This window comes from Streptosporangium sp. NPDC048047, assembly GCF_040653115.1.
In the GTDB taxonomy this organism is placed as follows: domain Bacteria; phylum Actinomycetota; class Actinomycetes; order Streptosporangiales; family Streptosporangiaceae; genus Streptosporangium.
Window position 1 is genome coordinate 39189 of record NZ_JBEZNH010000026.1, and the last position, 15457, is coordinate 54645.

Genomic DNA, 15457 nt, shown 5'->3' on the forward strand with positions numbered 1-15457 from the left:
CCTGCCCTCGGTGACCTCTTCGTCGTATGAGGCACTCACTGGTAGGACCTCCTCTGGTCCGGTGCCGGGATCTCGGCGCCGCGGTACTCCACCGGGATGCCGCCGAGCGGGTAGTCCTTGCGCTGGGGGTGGCCGTCCCAGTCGTCGGGCATCATGATGCGGGTCAGCCCGGGGTGACCGTCGAAGACGATCCCGAAGAAGTCCCACGTCTCACGCTCGTGCCAGTCGTGGGTCGGGTAGACCGAGACCGTGGACGGGATGTGCGGGTCGGCGTCGGGGCAGGAGACCTCCAGGCGCAGCCGCCGGTTGTGCGTGATCGAGCACAGGTGGATCACCGCGCGCAGCTCCGCCCCCTCCATGTGGGGGTAGTGCACGCCGGAGACGCCGAGCGACAGCTCGAAGCGCAGCGCCGGGTCGTCGCGCAGCGTCCGGGCGACCTCCGGCAGGCGCTCGCGCCGGACGTGGAAGGTCAGCTCGCCGCGGTCGACGACCACGCGCTCGATCGCGTCGCCGAAGTCCGCGCCGAGCGCGCGCTCCAGCTCGTCGGCGACGGTGTCGAAGTAGCCGCCGTAGGGGCGCGGGGTGGCCAGCTCGGGCTTGCGCCGCACGACCAGCCGGCCGTACCCGGAGGTGTCGCCGGTGCCGGTGGCGCCGAACATGCCCGTGCGGGCGATCGGCTCCTCCGGGATCTCGGGGAGGTTGTCAGTCATCGGTCGCCTTACCGCTCCTCGTCCGCCGTGCGCGGGCCCGCCGCAGGGAAACCGCCGGTCACTTCGCGGCCTCCTGGTCGATCAGCGGCAGCGTCCGCAGCGCCTGCAGTTCGAGCTCGTCGATCTGCTTGGCGCGGTGCGCGCCGAACTTCATGTTCTGGATCTTGTCGTGCAGCTTCACGATCGCGTCGATGAGCATCTCGGGCCGCGGCGGGCAGCCGGGCAGGTAGATGTCGACGGGCACGACGTGGTCCACGCCCTGCACGATGGCGTAGTTGTTGAACATGCCGCCGCTGGAGGCGCAGACGCCCATGGCGATGACCCACTTGGGCTCGGCCATCTGGTCGTAGATCTGGCGCAGGACCGGGGCCATCTTCTGCGAGAGACGGCCCGCGACGATCATGAGGTCGGCCTGCCGCGGAGACGCCGAAGCGCGCTCCATGCCGAAGCGCGCCAGGTCGTGCTTGGGACCGCCGGTGGACATCAGCTCGATGGCGCAACAGGCCAGGCCGAAGGTGGCCGGCCATACGGAGTTCTTGCGCGCCCAGCCGGCGACCTGCTCGACCGTGCTGAGCATGAACCCGCTCGGAAGTTTCTCTTCAAGTCCCATATCTAGTCCCAGTCCAGACCCTTGCGGCGCCACACGTACGCGTAGGCCACGAGCACGGTGACGATGAACAGCACCATCTCGACCAACCCGAAGACGCCGAGCTGGTCGAAGGCGACCGCCCACGGGTAGAGGAAGATGATCTCGATGTCGAACACGATGAAGAGCATCGCGGTGATCATGTACTTCAGCGGGAAACGGCCGCCGCCGACCGGCTGGGGCGTCGGCTCGATACCGCACTCGTAGGCGTCGAGCTTCGCGCGGTTCCAGCGCTTGGGACCGGTGAAGGGCGCGATCGTCACCGAGAAGATCGCGAATCCCGCCGCGAGAACGGCGAGCACCAGGATGGGCGCGTACAGGTCCATCGCTACGCCTCCTCTCCCATCTCCACGCGCGCCGGCGCGTAGCTGGTCGTTTCTGTGTGGTGTGCAAGTCTAGGGAGGGCGGTCGTCAGGTCCGCCTCCCGCTGGCCGGGCTTCGTGAAGCAGGGGTTCATGCCGGTGGCGCCACCTTCGACAGGGCGTTGATGATGCGGTCGGACGCGTCACCGCGCCGGTCGGTGAGGTTGGCCAGGAGTTTCAGGGCGAACCTCATCAGCGGAGGGTGCGGCAGCGCGTGACGGGTGATGAAGTCCATCACCCCGCGACGGCCGATGAGCTCCACGAACCCGCGGCCCAGGGTGAAGTATCCGCCGTAGGCGTCCTTGAGGATACCCGGGTATGCACGCAGCACCCGCTCGCGCTGGGCGGCGGTCGCCCGGCCGAGCGCCTGGACGATCGTCTCCGCCGCGATGTGGCCGGTCTCCATCGCGTACGCGATGCCCTCGCCGTTGAACGGGTTGATCATCCCGCCCGCGTCGCCGACGAGCACCAGGCCGCGGGTGTAGTGGGGCTGGCGGTTGAAGCCCATCGGCAGCGCCGCGCCCCGGATGGGGGCGGTCATGTTCTCCTCGACGTAGCCCCACTCGGGCGGCATGGTCGCGACCCAGCGCCGCAGCAGGTCGCGGTAGTCGGTGCCCTTGAACGCCTCGCTGGTGTTCAGCAGCCCGAGGCCGACGTTGGAGGTGCCGTCGCCGACGCCGAAGATCCAGCCGTAGCCGGGCAGCAGGGTGTCGCCGGCCCACAGCTCCAGCCAGGTCTCGAGGTAGTCGTCGTCGTGGCGCGGGCTGGTGAAGTACGTCCGTACGGCGACGCCCATCGGGCGGTCCTCGCGCTTGTGCAGCCCCATCGCCAGGGAGAGCCGGGTGGAGTTGCCGTCGGCGGCGACCACGAGACGGGAGCGGTAGGAGACCTCCTCGCCGTCCTTCTTCGCGGTGACGCCGACGACGTGACCGCTGCGCTCGTCGAGGATCGGGGCGATGACGTTCACACCCTGCAGCAGGCGGACCCCGGCGCGCTCGGCGTTGGCCGCGAGGATCTGGTCGAAGTCCTGCCGGGTGCGCACCAGGCCGAAGTCGGGGTAGCTCGACAGCTCGGGCCAGTCGAGCTCGAAGCGCAGGCCGCCGCCGACCACCCGCAGGCCCTTGTTCCTGACCCAGCCGGGGGCGTCGAGGTCGATGCCCATGGCGATGAGCTGCTTGACCGCCCGGGGCGTCAGGCCGTCGCCGCAGACCTTCTCGCGGGGGAAGGTCGTCTTTTCGAGCAGCAGGACCTCAAGGCCGGCTCGTGCGAGATGGAATGCGGTCGTCGAGCCGGCGGGTCCGGCACCGACGACGATGACGTCGGCGTCGATTTCGGTGACGTTCCGCTGCGCGGCGGCTGGCACGGTCACGGGACCCGTCCTGTCCTACAGCTTCGAGGCCTTTGAGTATTCGGCCCTTCGTTCCTTTGTGAAGTGCTTCACAAACTTGTCGGCCCGAAGTCTAGCCCCTTTACGGCCTGAAGTGTCAGCGGGGTCCGTCAATGCCCGCGAATCCTTCACGCCGGCTTGTACGCGCGGTGAATCGCCACGATCCCCAGGGCGAGGTTGCGCCACGCGACCCGTTCCCAGCCGGCCTCGCGGATGATCCCGGCCAGCCCCGGCTGGTCCGGCCAGGCCCGGATCGACTCGGCCAGGTATTCGTAGGAGTCGTCGTTGGAGCCGAACAGCCTGGCGGCCTGCGGCATCATCCTCATGAGGTACTGGGTGTAGACGAGGTCGAACGCCTTGCTGGTGGGGTGGGAGAACTCCAGGATCACCAGGCGCGCCCCCGGCCTGGCCACCCGCAGCATCTCGCGCAGCGCCTGGCCGGTGTCGTGGACGTTGCGCAGCGCGGTGGAGATCGTCACCGCGTCGAAGACGTCGTCGGCGAACGGCAGCCGCAGCGCGTCGCCGGCGACGAAGGTGACCCCGCGCACCCCGCCGCCGGACAGGCCCGAGCCGCCCCGCCGCCGCACCCCGGTGCGCAGCATGCCGAGCGAGAAGTCGGAGGCGATCGCGCGGGCGCCGAGGGCGGTGAAGGCGTCGGTGGAGGTGCCGGTGCCCGCACCGAGGTCGAGGACCAGCTCACCGGGGCCCGCGTCGACGGCCGCCGCGGTCGCCTTGCGCCACAGCCGGACCTGGCCGAGGGAGATGATGTCGTTTACCAGGTCGTAGCGCCGGGCCGTGCGATCGAACATCGCGGCGACCTCATGCGGTTGCTTGTCCAGCGAAGCGCGCGTCATGAGGACAAGACTAGGGCCGCAGGGACATTCCACGGAAAGTAGCCACTCGGTTACTCACGGTCTGCTAGTAATTGCGGAATGCTCCCCGAAACCACCCCCACCCGGGCCGCCCCCGCTCCGGTCCCGCCCCCGCTCACAGCGCCGCCCCCGGTCGCCGCGCCGCCTTCGGTCCCGGCCCCGGCGGCGGCCGTCCCCGCCCTCCGCCGGGCCGCCGTCCCCGCCGCGGCCGCCCTCGCCGCCCTCTCCGTCCTCGCCGCCCCTCCGCCGCCCGCCGCGGCCGGTACGGTCCCGCACCCCGCGGTCGTCTCGGCCGACCCGGTGGACACCACCCCGCACGTCCTCGACGGGATCGTCAACGCCTTCGCCCTGGTCGGCGGCACGGTGGTGGTCGGCGGCAGGTTCGGCCGGGTGCGCGAGGCCGGCACGACCCGGGAGGTGGAGCGGCGCAACCTCTTCGCCTACGACCTGGCCACCGGGCGGATCCTGCCGGGCTTCGCGCCGCGCCCCGACCGCCCGGTCCGGGCGCTGGCCGCGGGCGACGACGGCACCGTCTACGCCGGCGGGGAGTTCACCACGGTGAGCGCCTCCGCCCGCGGCCGGACCGGTGCGCTGACCCGGCTGTGGCTGTCCGACGGTTCGCCGGTGGCCGGCTTCGCCGCCCGGATCAGCGGAGGCCCGGTGACCGCCCTGGTCAGGGATGGCGCGGCGCTGTACGCGGGCGGGGGCTTCACCCGCGCGGGCGGCCTGGCCCGCCCGGCCCTGGCCCGGCTGGACGCCGCCACCGGCGCCGCCGACGCCGCGTTCGACATCCGGCCGGACGCGCCGCGGGGCTCCCGGGCACGGGTCCACGCGCTGGCGCTCGGCGGCGGGAGGCTGGCGGTCGGCGGCGACTTCACCACCCTGGGCGGGCTGCCGCGGGCCCAGCTCGGCCTGGTGGACGTCCGCGCCGCCCGGGTCGACGCCTGGCGGACCGCCTTCTACGCGCCGCGGTGCGCCCGCGACTTCCCGGGTTACGTGCGCGGCCTGGACTTCGCGCCCGGCGGCTCCTACTTCGCCGTCGTCACGACCGGCGGCCCGCGCGGGGCGGAGCGGCCGTGCGACACCGCCGCCCGCTTCGAGACCCGCCCGCCGCGAGCCTCGGGTGAGGTCTCCCCCACCTGGGTCAACCACACCGGGGGCGACTCGCTGTACGCGGTGGCGGCGACCGGGGCCGCGGTCTACGTCGGCGGCCACCAGCGCTGGCTCGACAACCCGGAGGGCCACGACTCGGCCGGGCCCGGGGCGGCCCCGAGGCCGGGGATCGGGGCGATCGACCCGCGCACCGGCCGGGCTTTACCGTGGAACCCGACCAGGGAGCGGGGAATCGGAGTCAAGGCGTTCCTCACCTGTCCCCGGGGACTACTCGTTGGTAGCGACACAACTCGGCTCGGTCACGAGTACCATGCCCGAGTCGGCATGTTCCCGCTGCCGTGATCACTTCTGATTCTTGGCGATTCGCGCGCTCACCGCGTCCCGCTGTTTGGACAGCAGGACGTAACTGGCCACCCCGCTGACCAGGAATGCGGCGACTATCAGGATCAAGGGCTCACGCAGGCCGAGGAGATACAGCACGCCGAAGCTCACGGCGAACAGTCCCAGCCGGGAGACGGTGTAAACGAAGACGGGATGCACACCGTCGAGGTTACGTCACTCTCCACGTATGGTCCGTGCCCCCGGGCGTATGACGGTGCCATAAAGACAGAGCGGACGCTCTTCGCACCGAGCACGGGCGCTGCTAGTGTGCCCAACAGATCAGTTTTGTAAAGAAACACCCACGAGAGCGTCAAAGAGGCTCTATCATATAACAATCGGGCAGTCAGTCGGTAACAACCCGTGATCTTTGTAAGAAACCACGGATAAATCAGACTTCGCTCGGCACACTGGTTACCTGTCCGCCCGCTGGCAGGAAGCGGGATGCGAGGGGGAGAGATTGTGGAGAGTAGCAGCGAGCGTCTGCTGACGCCCGGAGAGGTCGCCGCCCTCTTCCGGGTCGACCCAAAGACGGTCACGCGGTGGGCCGCGGCAGGCCGCATCAGCAGCATCCGTACCCCCGGAGGGCACCGGCGGTTCCGCGAGTCGGAAGTGCACGCCCTCCTGCGCGGAGAGGACGTACTGACGGCCGAACGGCCGGCAGGCGAGACCCCGCGTGTCTGACGACTGAGGACGTCACGTCATCGGTGGTCCTGCGCGCCTTACCCGGAATGCCGCAGGATCGCCGATGGAGTCGCACGGCCCACGGACGGACCGGCCCGTCGGCCGCGTACCCGTGCGAAGCGGCGAGTCGGCCCGCCGCTCACCCCTCCTGCTCAGCCTTGAACGCCAGGAACTCCCGCTCCAACTCGTCGTTCTCCTCCAGCCAGCGCCGCCGCCGGAGCGCGAACTCCTCCTCGGTGAGCGACTCCGCCAGCCAACGGTCGTAGTCCGGGTCCCCCGGCGAGATCTCCACGTACGCGTTGCCGATCAGACGCCCGTCATCGCTGGACAGGCTCTGCGGCACGCGCAGAGTCCCGTCAGCGAGCCTGATGACGTACATCCCCAGATCACCTAGATTCCGTAGCGCCGGTTGAAGAACAACATGACATTGAGCGCCATCCGCGTGTCACCGCCGAGCATGTCCACCAGGGCCGGCCGCTGCCGGGAGGCGATGGCGGCGAACGCGTCCGCGAAGAACTCCCGGCGCCCCAGCTCCCCCGCCTGCAGGTGGAAACCCGACGCCAGCACCGGCACGCACTGCTCGTAGAGGGCGACGAACTCCGCCGAGTCGGACACCCAGCCGTCGTGGGGCATGTCCACGTCGTCCAGGGCGTGCCCGATCTCGTGCATCATCACGTCGGGCGTGGGCGAGGGGCGGTCCCCCACGACCACCTTGCGGTCACCGTACGCGCCGGCGCAGACGTCCCAGGTGGCGCGGCCCGACGGCAGCGCCGCGCCCCGCAGGTAGCCCATGTCGTCCAGGTCGGGCACCCCGCCCTCGCCGACGTAGATCCCGGTGAGCCCCTCGGCCAGCTTCTCCTTGAGCCTGTCCGGCAGCCGGGCGAGGCTCTCCACCGCCCGCACCGTCTCCGGGGAGGGCGGACCCTCCCGGGAGTCCCACTGGCGGTGCAGGATCGTCTCCAGGGGTCCGCAGTGCCGCAGGCCGTCGCCGAAGCCTGGGGCGTCGGGCGGGTGGGGCCGGGCCCGTGGCCGCTCGTCCGCCAGCTCGAAGTCACGCCAGGTGTACCGCGGGCGGTCCTCCGCGGACGCCGTCACGGTGCCGGCCCTGCGCTCGGGACCCGCCCTGCGCTCGGGACCGGCCCCTGTCTCGCGCACCGCGCCCGCCCCCCGCACCGCGCCGGGGTCACGCGCCCTTCCCGCCTCCCGCACCGCGCCGCCGTCGTGCGCCGGGTCGGCCTCGCGCGGCATCGGGCCCGCCTCGCGCGGCGCCCTCCCCGCGCCGTCCACGCGCCGGGATGACAGGCCGCCCTGCCACCAGCGCCGCCGGTGGCGGCCCTTGTCGGCGGAACTCGCCATCGCATGCCCTCCAGGGGAAGTGGCAACGGATCCCACCGTACGACGTGGATCTTCACCAGTCATCCGAAACCGGGCTCTTGCCTCACCCGGACCGGTGATGGCCTACAGTGCGGAACATGCCCTTGCTAGCTCTGGCGCTGCTCGCCCTGTGGCTGTACTGCCTGTTCGACGCCATCACCACGCCGGACGAGGAGACAAGAAACCTGCCCAAGCTGCTGTGGGTGATCATCATCGTGCTGGTCCCCCTGGCCGGCGGGGTGTTCTGGCTCCTGCTCGGCAGGCCGTCCGGCCCACGCGCGCCCCGCGTCCCCCTGCCCCCGGAGGCGCCGCGGCCGCAGGCCCCCCGGGGCCCGGACGACGACCCCGACTTCCTGCGCGACCTCGACCGGCGCCTGCGCGACGACGACTGACGGCACGGCACCCGGCGGACCGTTCCCGGCCCGCCAGAGGGTCCCCCTCCGGATGCCCCGGGCCCGCCGGAAGACCCAGGGCCGGAAGGCCCCGGGCCCGCCGGAGAACCCGCCGGAACGCGGACGGGGCGGCGCGGGATCACCCCGCACCGCCCCGTCACCGGACGCCCGCCGGTCAGCCCGGCACCTCCGCGTAGGAGTGCAGGCCGCCGAGGAAGACGTTCACCCCGACGAGGTTGAACAGCAGGCAGCCGAACGCGATCAGCTGCACGATCATGGCGGCCCGGCCCTTGAAGCCGGCGGTGGCGCGGGCGTGCAGGTACGCGGCGTAGGCGATCCAGGTGATGAACGCCCAGACCTCCTTGGGGTCCCAGCCCCAGTAGCGGCCCCACGCCTTGTCGGCCCAGAGCGCGCCGGCGATGACGGCGAAGGTCCAGATCGGGAAGGAGATCACGATCGCCCGGTGCGCGATCCGGTCCAGGTCCTCCCGGGACGGCAGCCGCAGCGCGGTGTCCTTGCGGACGAGGTAGAGGACTCCGCAGACCGCGGCCATGGTGAACAGGCCGCTGGCGATGATCGCCGCCGTCACGTGGATCGCGATCCAGTAGGAGTTGAGCGCCGGAACCACCGGTCCGGCCTGCACCTCCAGGTACTTCACGGAGAAGCCCAGCCCGAGCGCGGCGGCGACCGTGACGAACGCCCCGAGGAAGCGGATCCGGTAGCGCAGGTCCATGAACAGGAACGCGGTCACCGCCGCCAGGCACATGGCGACCACGAACTCGTACATGTTGCCCCACGGCCACCGGTTCACCGATATGCCCCGGGTGAGGACCGCCGACAGGTGGGCGGCCCAGCCCAGCCAGGTGAGCGCGACCGCGACCGTGCCGGCCCGCGACGCCCAGGACGGGGGCTCCTTCCCGGCGGGGGCCTCCCGCCCGACGCCCTCCGGGCCCTCCAGGCCCTCCGAGCTCTCCAGGACCTCCGCGGCCCCCATGGCCCCCGGGGTCTCTCCGGCGGACCCGGCCGCGGGCGGTGCCGTACCGCCGCCGACCGTGGCGAGCACGGCGTCGGCCTTGACCTCCGTTCCCGCGTCCGCCGTCGTCCCGGCGGCCTTGGCCGCGGACCGGGGACGGCCGAAGCCGAGGTCCAGGGCGTATCCGATCATTGCGAAGACGTACAGCAGCACCGTCACCAGGACGAGCTGGTCGCTCAGTACGGCGAGGCCGCTGTTCTCAACGGGCATCCTTAACTCCTGGATTCAAGGCGGCGACGACCCCGGCGAACTCCTCGCCGAAGTCACCGCCTTCGGTGCGCGTCAGACCGCCCACCTCGATGTGCCGAAGGCCGGGCTCGGACCCGTCCGGTCCCTGCCCGGTGGCCACGGCCTCGTTCTTCACCCGTACCCACACCCGGCGGCGGCGGACGGTCAGGGACAGCACCAGGCCGAGGACGGCCAGCACCGAGAAGACGAACGCGGGCATCCGGCCCGGGTCGTGGGTGATCTGCAGGGCCACCCACTCCTTCACGCCGGTGAACTCGATCGAGCCCGCGCCGCCGGGCAGGTCGAGCTTCTGCCCGACCGCCAGCGGGTCGGCCCGCGTGACCGGCGCCCCCGCCCCGCCGGGCAGGTCGGGCCGCTGGCCGGCGGGCGGCTGACCGGCCTTCATGACCAGCGGCCTCATCTTCTTCAGGCTTTCCGGGTCGAGCTGGTACACCGACTGCGGCCGTCCGTCGCCCATCCCCAGATCACCGGCGAAGACGCCGTAGATCTGGGCCAGGGGGTTGGCCGCGCCGGGGAAGACCGACACCCACTCGCCGCCCATCGGCACGCCGCTCGGCAGGAAGCCGACGAGGATGCCGAGCTGCTCGGGCCGGGCGTCCGGCACCTTGATCGTGCACTCGGAGGTGAACGTGCTCGGCTGGGCGACCAGGCACGGCACCGGGCCGTCGTAGGCGACCTGGCCCTTGCCGTCCGTGACCTTGAAGGTCGGCGCGTAGCCGTGGTCGATCAGGTAGGTCAGCGTGCCGTTGACGTCCAGCGGCTCGTTGACCTTGAGGGTGTAGTCGCGCTCGGGCGCGCCGGGGGCGTCGGTGACCTTGAGCGCGGCCGAGAAGTCAAGGGGCTGACCGCGCCGCTGGCCCTGGGCGACGTAGGTGGCCTGGAAGTCGTCCACGGTGAACGAGAACGGCTCCAGCGACTCGGCGCTCACCTGCTGACCGGGGATGTAGCGGTCATAGGCGGCGACCGTGTTGGAGAACCCCTCCCCCTCCACGACCAGCACGTTGCCGCGGTAGCCGTACAGCGCGCCCACGGCCACGGCGACCAGCATGCCGAGCAGCGCGACGTGGAACAGCAGGTTGCCGGTCTCGCGGAGGTACCCCTTCTCCGCCGACACCCAGCCGGGACCGGTGGTGACGCGGTAACGGCGGGCACGCAGCCGCGCGGCCGCCTCCTCCACGGTCAGACCGGCGTCGAAGGAGGCGTGGTGCGGCAGCCGGACGAGGTTGCGCGGCGGCGCGGGCGGCTTCCTGCGCAGCTCGCGCAGGTGGGCGGCGGCCCGGGGCAGCACGCAGCCGATCAGGGAGACGAACAGCAGCAGGTAGATCGCGGCGAACCACGGCGCGCGGAACACGTCGAACAGCCAGAGGCGGTCCAGCCACTCGGCGAGCCCGGGGTCGTCGCGGAAGTACTGGGCGACCCTGGCGTCGGCGATGCCGCGCTGCGGCCACAGCGACCCGGGGATCGAGGCCAGCGCGAACAGGAACAGCAGGATCAGCGCGGTCCGCATCGACGTCAGCGTGCGCCAGAACCACCGCGCCCACGCCACCGCGCCGAACGACGCCGGCCGTACGGCGGGCTCCCGCCCGGCCGGAGGCGGCGTCTCCACGGCCGTGCCGGCCCGGCCGGTCCGCTCGGTCTCGCTCACCGCACCCCCCTTTCGTCGCGCTCGGCCCGGTCCATCAGATCACCGGCTCGAATCCGCCGATCCACGTCTGCATCGTCGCGATCAGCCCCGACCAGAGCCCGGTGACCAGCAGCAGGCCGACGGCGACCAGCATGGCCCCGCCCACCCGGGTGATCAGTCGTGAGTGGCGGCGGAAGACCTTGAACGTGCGCAGCGCCTTGCCGTAGGCCAGTCCCGCCGCGAGGAAGGGCAGACCGAGGCCCAGGGCGTAGGCGAACGCCAGCAGCGCGCCGCGCCCGGCGCTGCCCTCGTTGAGCCCGAGGGTCAGCACCACTCCCAGGGTAGGGCCGATGCAGGGCGTCCAGCCCAGGCCGAACACCACCCCGAGCAGCGGCGCCCCGGCCAGGCCCGCCGCCGGGACCCGGTGGATGCGCAGATCCCGCTGCAGGCCGGGGATCGCACCCATGAACGCCAGGCCCATGACGACGGTCACCGCGCCCAGCACCCGCGTGATGACCTCGGCGTTGCCGAGCAGCACCGAGCCCAGCCCGCCGAACAGGGCGCCGCCCGCCACGAACACCACGGCGAACCCCAGGACGAACAGGGCGATGCCCGCGGCCATCCGGCCGCGCCGGGGGTCGGCGCTCATCCCGGTCACGTACGACAGGTAGCCGGGCACCAGCGGCAGCACGCACGGCGACAGGAAGGACACCAGCCCCGCCGCCACCGCGATCGGCAACGCCAGGGCGAGCGACCCGCCCGCCACCGTCCCGGCCAGGTCAGCGCTCATCACGCCCGCGTTCATCGGGTCCGCCGCCGGTCACCGTGACTCGGCGCTCAGCTTGGTGACCGTCGCGAGCAGCTCGCTGTGCTTGACCGCGCCGAGCGCGCGGGCGGCGATCCGGCCCTGACGGTCGATGACCAGCGTCGAGGGGATGGCCGCGGGCGGCACCGTGCCCTGGAAGGAGAGCGCGATCTTTCCCGGCTGGTCGAAGATGCTGGGATAGCCCGGCTGCTGCCCCCGCTCGAAGGCCAGCGCGTCGGCCTTGCGGTCCTTGAAGTCGATGCCCACGAACTCCACTCCGGAGTCCTTGGTCCTGGCCGCGATGTCCTTGAGCGTCGGCGCCTCCGCCCGGCAGGGCGCGCACCAGGAGGCCCAGAAGTTCAGCACCACGACCTTGCCCCGGTGCTCGGCGAGCGTGGTCCGGCCGCCGTCCAGGGTCTCCCCCGCGACCTCGGGGGCGGCCTTGCGGGAGGCCGCGTCGAACACGGTGATCTTGCCGTCGCCGGCCACGAAACGGGTGTCCCCCGCCTGCGGCTGCGACCCCTGGTTCCCGGCGCACCCGGACGCGGACACGGCGACGGCGGCGCACAGCGCGGCAGCGGAGAAGATTTTTGCGCGCATCGGTGGCGGGGTCTCCCTGTACTACAACCGGTAGAGCAGCCACTCTACCGGCGGGGTCACGCGCCCGGTACGGCGGGACGTCTGGAGAGCGCGCCGGCCGGTTCGCTGTAGCCCACGCTGGTCAGGCGGTCGCCCTCGAAGGACAGGGTGGTGAGGCTGGCCAGCCCGCACTGCCTGCGGCGCGGATCGTGCGGCAGCCGCCGGCCCTCCGCCGCGAGCCGGATGATCCAGATCGGGAGCTGGTGGCTGACCAGCACGGCCTCGTGGCCGCGCGCCGTGTCGCGGGCGACGTCGATGGCCGCCTTCATCCGCCGGACCACGTCGGTGTAGCGCTCGCCCCAGGAGGGGCGGAGCGGGTTCCACAGGTAGCGGTAGCGGCTCGGGCTCCGGAAGATCCCGTCACCGCCCCCGACCATCAGGCCCTCGAAGATGTTCTCCGCCTCGATGAGCCGGTCGTCGAGCGTGACGTCCAGCCCGAAGGTGGCGCTCAGGGGGGCCACGGTCTCCTGGGCCCGCTCCAGCGGGGAGGAGAACAGGGCGACGACGTCGCGGGTGGCGATCGCCTTGGCGACCGTCTCGGCCATCTGCACGCCGGTCTCCGAGAGGTGGAAACCGGGCAGCCTGCCGTACAGGACGTTGGCGGGGTTGTGCACCTCGCCGTGGCGCAGTAAGTGAACGATGGTGGTCTCGGCCATGGTGTCATCAGCCTACCCATCCGTACGGCACGGCCCACGTCAGAGGTCGGCGGCCACCGCCTTGAGCGCCTCCACCGCGGCCCGGATCGCCGGGCGGCGGGCCGCGTCGGCGCGCCACAGGGCGTAGACCCGGCGGGACGGGCGGGGCCGCAGCGGGACGATCCTGACCCCCTCGGGCACGAAGTCGCGGCCGAGGCGCGGGATGATCGCGCATCCCTGTCCGGCGGCGACGAGGGCGAGCTGGGTCGGGTACTCGTCCGCCATGCAGGAGATCTCCGGCTCCAGCTCGGCCGCGCGCAGCGTGTGGACCAGCCAGTCATGACAGACCGTGCCCGGCGAGGAGCTGACCCACCGCTCCCCGGACAGGCCGGCGAGCTCGATCTCCGACCGCCCGGCCAGCGGGTGCGCCTCGGGCAGGACCACGTCCGCGATGTCGTCGAGGAGCGTCTCCCGCGACAGCCCCTCGGGGATGGCCATCGGCCGGTTCGACCAGTCCTGGGCCACCGCGAGGTCCAGCTCACCCCTGGCCACCTCGCGGATCTGCCGGGCGGGTTCGCGCTCCATCATCTGCAGCCGCAGGTCGGGATGGCGCCTGTGCAGCAGGCGCAGCGCCCCGGGCAGCAGGCCGCGGGCCGCCGTGGGGAAGGCGCCGATGCACAGCCGTCCCACGACCTCCCCGCGCAGCGCCTCGAAGTCGGCCTCGGCGGTCTCCACCAGCGCGAGGATGCGCCCGGCGTGGTCGGCGAGCAGCCCGGCCGCGTCGGTCAGCCGTACCCCGCGTCCGTTGCGTTCCAGCAGGGGCGCACCGGTCTCCCGTTCCAGCTTGGCGAGTTGCTGGGAGACCGCCGACGGGGTCACCATCAGGGCCTCGGCCGCCGCGCCCACGGAACCGTAGACCGCCACGGCGTGCAGGGCCTTGAGGCGGTTGAGATCCAACATGTAAGCGATTCTAAAGCCATCAGCAAAGAAAGTCTCGCTTGTCCTGAATTATCGATACGGTCAACGATGAAAAAATGAGAACCAGACACCTCCTGCTGGCCGTCGGCCTCGCCACCGTCTGGGGCTTCAACTTCGTCGTCATGGAGGCGGGGCTGCGCCACTTCCCGCCCCTGCTCTTCGTGACGCTGCGGTTCGCCCTGGCGGCCTTCCCGGCGTTGCTGTTCATCGGGGGTCCCGGTGTGCCGTGGCGGCGGGTCCTGGCCGCCGGGGCCACGCTCGGCGTCGCGCAGTACAGCCTCCTGTTGCTGGGCATGCGGGCCGGCATGCCCGCCGGACTGACCTCGGTCGTCATCCAGGCCCAGCCGGTGTTCACCGTGCTCCTGGCGGTGCTCCTGCTGAAGGAGCGGATCACCGCGCGACGGGCGATCGGCCTCGGCGTCGCGCTCGCCGGACTGGCGCTGATCGGCGCGGACCTGGGCGGCGAGGGCGGTCCGGTCGGCGCCTTCCTCCTGGTCGTCGGCGGCGCCTTCGGCTGGGGGCTGGGCAACATCGCGGTGCGCAAGGCGGCGCCGCCCAGCACCATGCGATTCATGATCTGGCTGAGCGCGGTGGCGGCGGTTCCCATGTTCGGCCTGTCACTCCTGGTCGAGGGCGTCCCTCAGGTGCGGTTCTCCACCGAGGGCGTGCTGGCGGTCCTGTACGTCGCTCTGCTCGCCACCCTCGGCGGCTTCGGGGTGTGGGGTTTCCTGCTCAAGAAGTACGACGCGTCCGTCGTCGCGCCCTACAGCCTGCTCGTCCCGGTCTTCGGCATGTCCTCGGCCTTCCTGGTCACCGGGGAACCCGTCTCCCCGGTGAAGCTCGCCGCCGCCGCGCTGATCGTCTCCGGAGTCCTGTACGCGGGCACCCGCCCGCGCCGGAAGGCTGTTCCCGGCGGGGCTTCCGGCGGGGCTTCCGGGGAGGCTTCCGGCGAGGAGGGACGGCTGGACGGCGACCTGCCCCGCGCGGGCAGCGCCGCCACCGCCGGGGGATGACCCGTACGGCTCCGCTGGGGCTTTTCGCTTTGCGGGGCGGTTCTTCCGGGGCTTGGGCGGGTCACCGCTTGTCGGGCCGGACGACAGCGCGCGCTGCGGTGGGTGGGTGTTCCGGCCGGCGTTGTGGCCGGGCCCTGGTGCCGACCGGCCTTCGGCCTGGTCCCGGGCGCGAGGGTTTCTGGCGTTTTGAAGCCGGCCGGAACACCCACCCACCTCCGCGCCAAGACCGCGTCGTTCGTACGGATGACCCGCCGTAGCGTCTTGCTTTCCGGCGGCCCACGGCCCTCGCCGACGCTGAAGCCACCCTGCTTCCCCGCTCAGGGCAGGCCGCCGTAGCCTTGCGGCCACACCGGCAGGGGAGAGCGCAGGGCCGGGCGCCGTAGCCCCTCACTTCCGGACCGCCCATGGTGCCCACCGGTCACTCTTCCGACCATCCCGGCGCCTTCCTCAGCCTCAATCGATCTGGGCGCGTAAGAACCCATCGCGGCCAGGAGATCCACGCCGGTTCCTGATGACGGAAAGCCCGATGCATGGGAAGACTCCCGGGCGGCGGGCCGAGAACC

General features: G+C 71.9%; 18 protein-coding genes. 4 read left to right on the forward strand and 14 right to left on the reverse strand.

Features of this window, described 5'->3' with window-relative positions:
• Positions 1 to 35: 35 nt before the first annotated feature.
• The 5 genes from AB0D67_RS22255 to AB0D67_RS22275 form a co-directional block, all read right to left on the reverse strand.
• Positions 36 to 710, reverse strand: a complete 675-nt coding sequence (locus tag AB0D67_RS22255) for an NADH-quinone oxidoreductase subunit C (protein WP_362938734.1) — start codon at positions 708 to 710, stop codon at positions 36 to 38.
• A gap of 58 nt (positions 711 to 768) precedes the next feature.
• Entirely contained in the window at positions 769 to 1320 is a 552-nt protein-coding gene (locus tag AB0D67_RS22260; protein WP_179820475.1) for an NADH-quinone oxidoreductase subunit B, read from the reverse strand.
• 2 nt (positions 1321 to 1322) lie between these two features.
• Positions 1323 to 1682 (reverse strand): NADH-quinone oxidoreductase subunit A, encoded by a 360-nt coding sequence (locus AB0D67_RS22265; protein WP_362938737.1) that lies wholly within the window; start codon positions 1680 to 1682, stop codon positions 1323 to 1325.
• Between the two features lie 127 nt (positions 1683 to 1809).
• Complete coding sequence (locus tag AB0D67_RS22270; RefSeq protein ID WP_362938740.1) at positions 1810 to 3087, reverse strand: geranylgeranyl reductase family protein; 1278 nt, start codon at positions 3085 to 3087, stop codon at positions 1810 to 1812.
• A 146-nt stretch (positions 3088 to 3233) separates the two neighbouring features.
• Entirely contained in the window at positions 3234 to 3959 is a 726-nt protein-coding gene (locus tag AB0D67_RS22275) for a demethylmenaquinone methyltransferase (protein ID WP_362938743.1), read from the reverse strand.
• Between the two features lie 78 nt (positions 3960 to 4037).
• Between AB0D67_RS22275 and AB0D67_RS22280 the strand changes: the two genes are divergently transcribed.
• Positions 4038 to 5432, forward strand: coding sequence for a hypothetical protein (locus AB0D67_RS22280; RefSeq protein ID WP_362938746.1), 1395 nt, complete (start codon positions 4038 to 4040; stop codon positions 5430 to 5432).
• Here the strand turns inward: AB0D67_RS22280 and AB0D67_RS22285 are convergent, their stop codons facing one another.
• Positions 5433 to 5630, reverse strand: coding sequence for a DUF4229 domain-containing protein (locus AB0D67_RS22285; protein ID WP_362938749.1), 198 nt, complete (start codon positions 5628 to 5630; stop codon positions 5433 to 5435).
• A gap of 282 nt (positions 5631 to 5912) precedes the next feature.
• On the opposite strand from AB0D67_RS22285, the gene AB0D67_RS22290 reads away from it, so the two are divergent.
• The gene (locus AB0D67_RS22290) at positions 5913 to 6152 is read left to right on the forward strand and encodes a BldC family transcriptional regulator (protein WP_179820504.1); all 240 of its coding nucleotides are present in this window, start codon (positions 5913 to 5915) and stop codon (positions 6150 to 6152) included.
• 139 nt (positions 6153 to 6291) lie between these two features.
• Here the strand turns inward: AB0D67_RS22290 and AB0D67_RS22295 are convergent, their stop codons facing one another.
• On the reverse strand, positions 6292 to 6531 hold the full coding sequence (locus AB0D67_RS22295; protein WP_362938752.1) for a hypothetical protein: 240 nt from the start codon (positions 6529 to 6531) through the stop codon (positions 6292 to 6294).
• Positions 6532 to 6542: 11 nt separating this feature from the next.
• The gene (locus tag AB0D67_RS22300; protein WP_362938755.1) at positions 6543 to 7508 is read right to left on the reverse strand and encodes a hypothetical protein; all 966 of its coding nucleotides are present in this window, start codon (positions 7506 to 7508) and stop codon (positions 6543 to 6545) included.
• Positions 7509 to 7624: 116 nt separating this feature from the next.
• Here AB0D67_RS22300 and AB0D67_RS22305 point away from each other — a divergent pair, with 116 nt between their 5' ends.
• Positions 7625 to 7918 carry a PLD nuclease N-terminal domain-containing protein gene (locus AB0D67_RS22305; RefSeq protein WP_362938758.1) on the forward strand — a complete coding sequence of 98 codons (294 nt, stop codon included), beginning with the start codon at positions 7625 to 7627 and terminating at the stop codon, positions 7916 to 7918.
• Positions 7919 to 8093: 175 nt separating this feature from the next.
• Here the strand turns inward: AB0D67_RS22305 and ccsB are convergent, their stop codons facing one another.
• From ccsB to AB0D67_RS22335, 6 genes are read right to left on the reverse strand one after another with little or no spacing between them, the layout of a single operon-like run.
• Positions 8094 to 9161: a c-type cytochrome biogenesis protein CcsB gene (gene ccsB / locus AB0D67_RS22310; protein ID WP_362938761.1), complete on the reverse strand. Its 1068-nt coding sequence runs from the start codon at positions 9159 to 9161 to the stop codon at positions 8094 to 8096.
• A complete protein-coding gene (locus AB0D67_RS22315) occupies positions 9151 to 10845 on the reverse strand; it encodes a cytochrome c biogenesis protein ResB (RefSeq protein WP_362938764.1) in 1695 nt (564 codons plus the stop codon). The genes ccsB and AB0D67_RS22315 overlap by 11 nt, the downstream gene beginning before the upstream one ends.
• Before the next feature lie 34 nt (positions 10846 to 10879).
• A complete protein-coding gene (locus AB0D67_RS22320; RefSeq protein WP_362938766.1) occupies positions 10880 to 11614 on the reverse strand; it encodes a cytochrome c biogenesis protein CcdA in 735 nt (244 codons plus the stop codon).
• 30 nt (positions 11615 to 11644) lie between these two features.
• Positions 11645 to 12229 (reverse strand): TlpA disulfide reductase family protein, encoded by a 585-nt coding sequence (locus tag AB0D67_RS22325; RefSeq protein WP_362938769.1) that lies wholly within the window; start codon positions 12227 to 12229, stop codon positions 11645 to 11647.
• A gap of 56 nt (positions 12230 to 12285) precedes the next feature.
• Positions 12286 to 12924: a histidine phosphatase family protein gene (locus tag AB0D67_RS22330; RefSeq protein WP_362938772.1), complete on the reverse strand. Its 639-nt coding sequence runs from the start codon at positions 12922 to 12924 to the stop codon at positions 12286 to 12288.
• A gap of 39 nt (positions 12925 to 12963) precedes the next feature.
• Positions 12964 to 13863 (reverse strand): LysR family transcriptional regulator, encoded by a 900-nt coding sequence (locus tag AB0D67_RS22335; RefSeq protein WP_362938775.1) that lies wholly within the window; start codon positions 13861 to 13863, stop codon positions 12964 to 12966.
• A 74-nt stretch (positions 13864 to 13937) separates the two neighbouring features.
• On the opposite strand from AB0D67_RS22335, the gene AB0D67_RS22340 reads away from it, so the two are divergent.
• The gene (locus AB0D67_RS22340) at positions 13938 to 14894 is read left to right on the forward strand and encodes an EamA family transporter (RefSeq protein WP_362938778.1); all 957 of its coding nucleotides are present in this window, start codon (positions 13938 to 13940) and stop codon (positions 14892 to 14894) included.
• Positions 14895 to 15457 lie beyond the last annotated feature (563 nt).

Bases quoted from the DNA above. Each gene is read 5' to 3' on its own strand.
- AB0D67_RS22340 (WP_362938778.1), top strand. From the start codon at position 13,938: ATGAGAACCAGACACCTCCTGCTGGCCGTCGGCCTCGCCACCGTCTGG.
- AB0D67_RS22320 (WP_362938766.1), bottom strand. From the start codon at position 11,614: ATGAGCGCTGACCTGGCCGGGACGGTGGCGGGCGGGTCGCTCGCCCTG.
- AB0D67_RS22260 (WP_179820475.1), bottom strand. From the start codon at position 1,320: ATGGGACTTGAAGAGAAACTTCCGAGCGGGTTCATGCTCAGCACGGTC.
- AB0D67_RS22280 (WP_362938746.1), top strand. From the start codon at position 4,038: ATGCTCCCCGAAACCACCCCCACCCGGGCCGCCCCCGCTCCGGTCCCG.
- AB0D67_RS22275 (WP_362938743.1), bottom strand. From the start codon at position 3,959: ATGACGCGCGCTTCGCTGGACAAGCAACCGCATGAGGTCGCCGCGATG.
- AB0D67_RS22255 (WP_362938734.1), bottom strand. From the start codon at position 710: ATGACTGACAACCTCCCCGAGATCCCGGAGGAGCCGATCGCCCGCACG.
- AB0D67_RS22330 (WP_362938772.1), bottom strand. From the start codon at position 12,924: ATGGCCGAGACCACCATCGTTCACTTACTGCGCCACGGCGAGGTGCAC.
- AB0D67_RS22290 (WP_179820504.1), top strand. From the start codon at position 5,913: ATGCGAGGGGGAGAGATTGTGGAGAGTAGCAGCGAGCGTCTGCTGACG.
- AB0D67_RS22335 (WP_362938775.1), bottom strand. From the start codon at position 13,863: ATGTTGGATCTCAACCGCCTCAAGGCCCTGCACGCCGTGGCGGTCTAC.
- AB0D67_RS22295 (WP_362938752.1), bottom strand. From the start codon at position 6,531: ATGTACGTCATCAGGCTCGCTGACGGGACTCTGCGCGTGCCGCAGAGC.
- AB0D67_RS22265 (WP_362938737.1), bottom strand. From the start codon at position 1,682: ATGGACCTGTACGCGCCCATCCTGGTGCTCGCCGTTCTCGCGGCGGGA.
- AB0D67_RS22325 (WP_362938769.1), bottom strand. From the start codon at position 12,229: ATGCGCGCAAAAATCTTCTCCGCTGCCGCGCTGTGCGCCGCCGTCGCC.
- AB0D67_RS22305 (WP_362938758.1), top strand. From the start codon at position 7,625: ATGCCCTTGCTAGCTCTGGCGCTGCTCGCCCTGTGGCTGTACTGCCTG.
- AB0D67_RS22300 (WP_362938755.1), bottom strand. From the start codon at position 7,508: ATGGCGAGTTCCGCCGACAAGGGCCGCCACCGGCGGCGCTGGTGGCAG.
- ccsB (WP_362938761.1), bottom strand. From the start codon at position 9,161: ATGCCCGTTGAGAACAGCGGCCTCGCCGTACTGAGCGACCAGCTCGTC.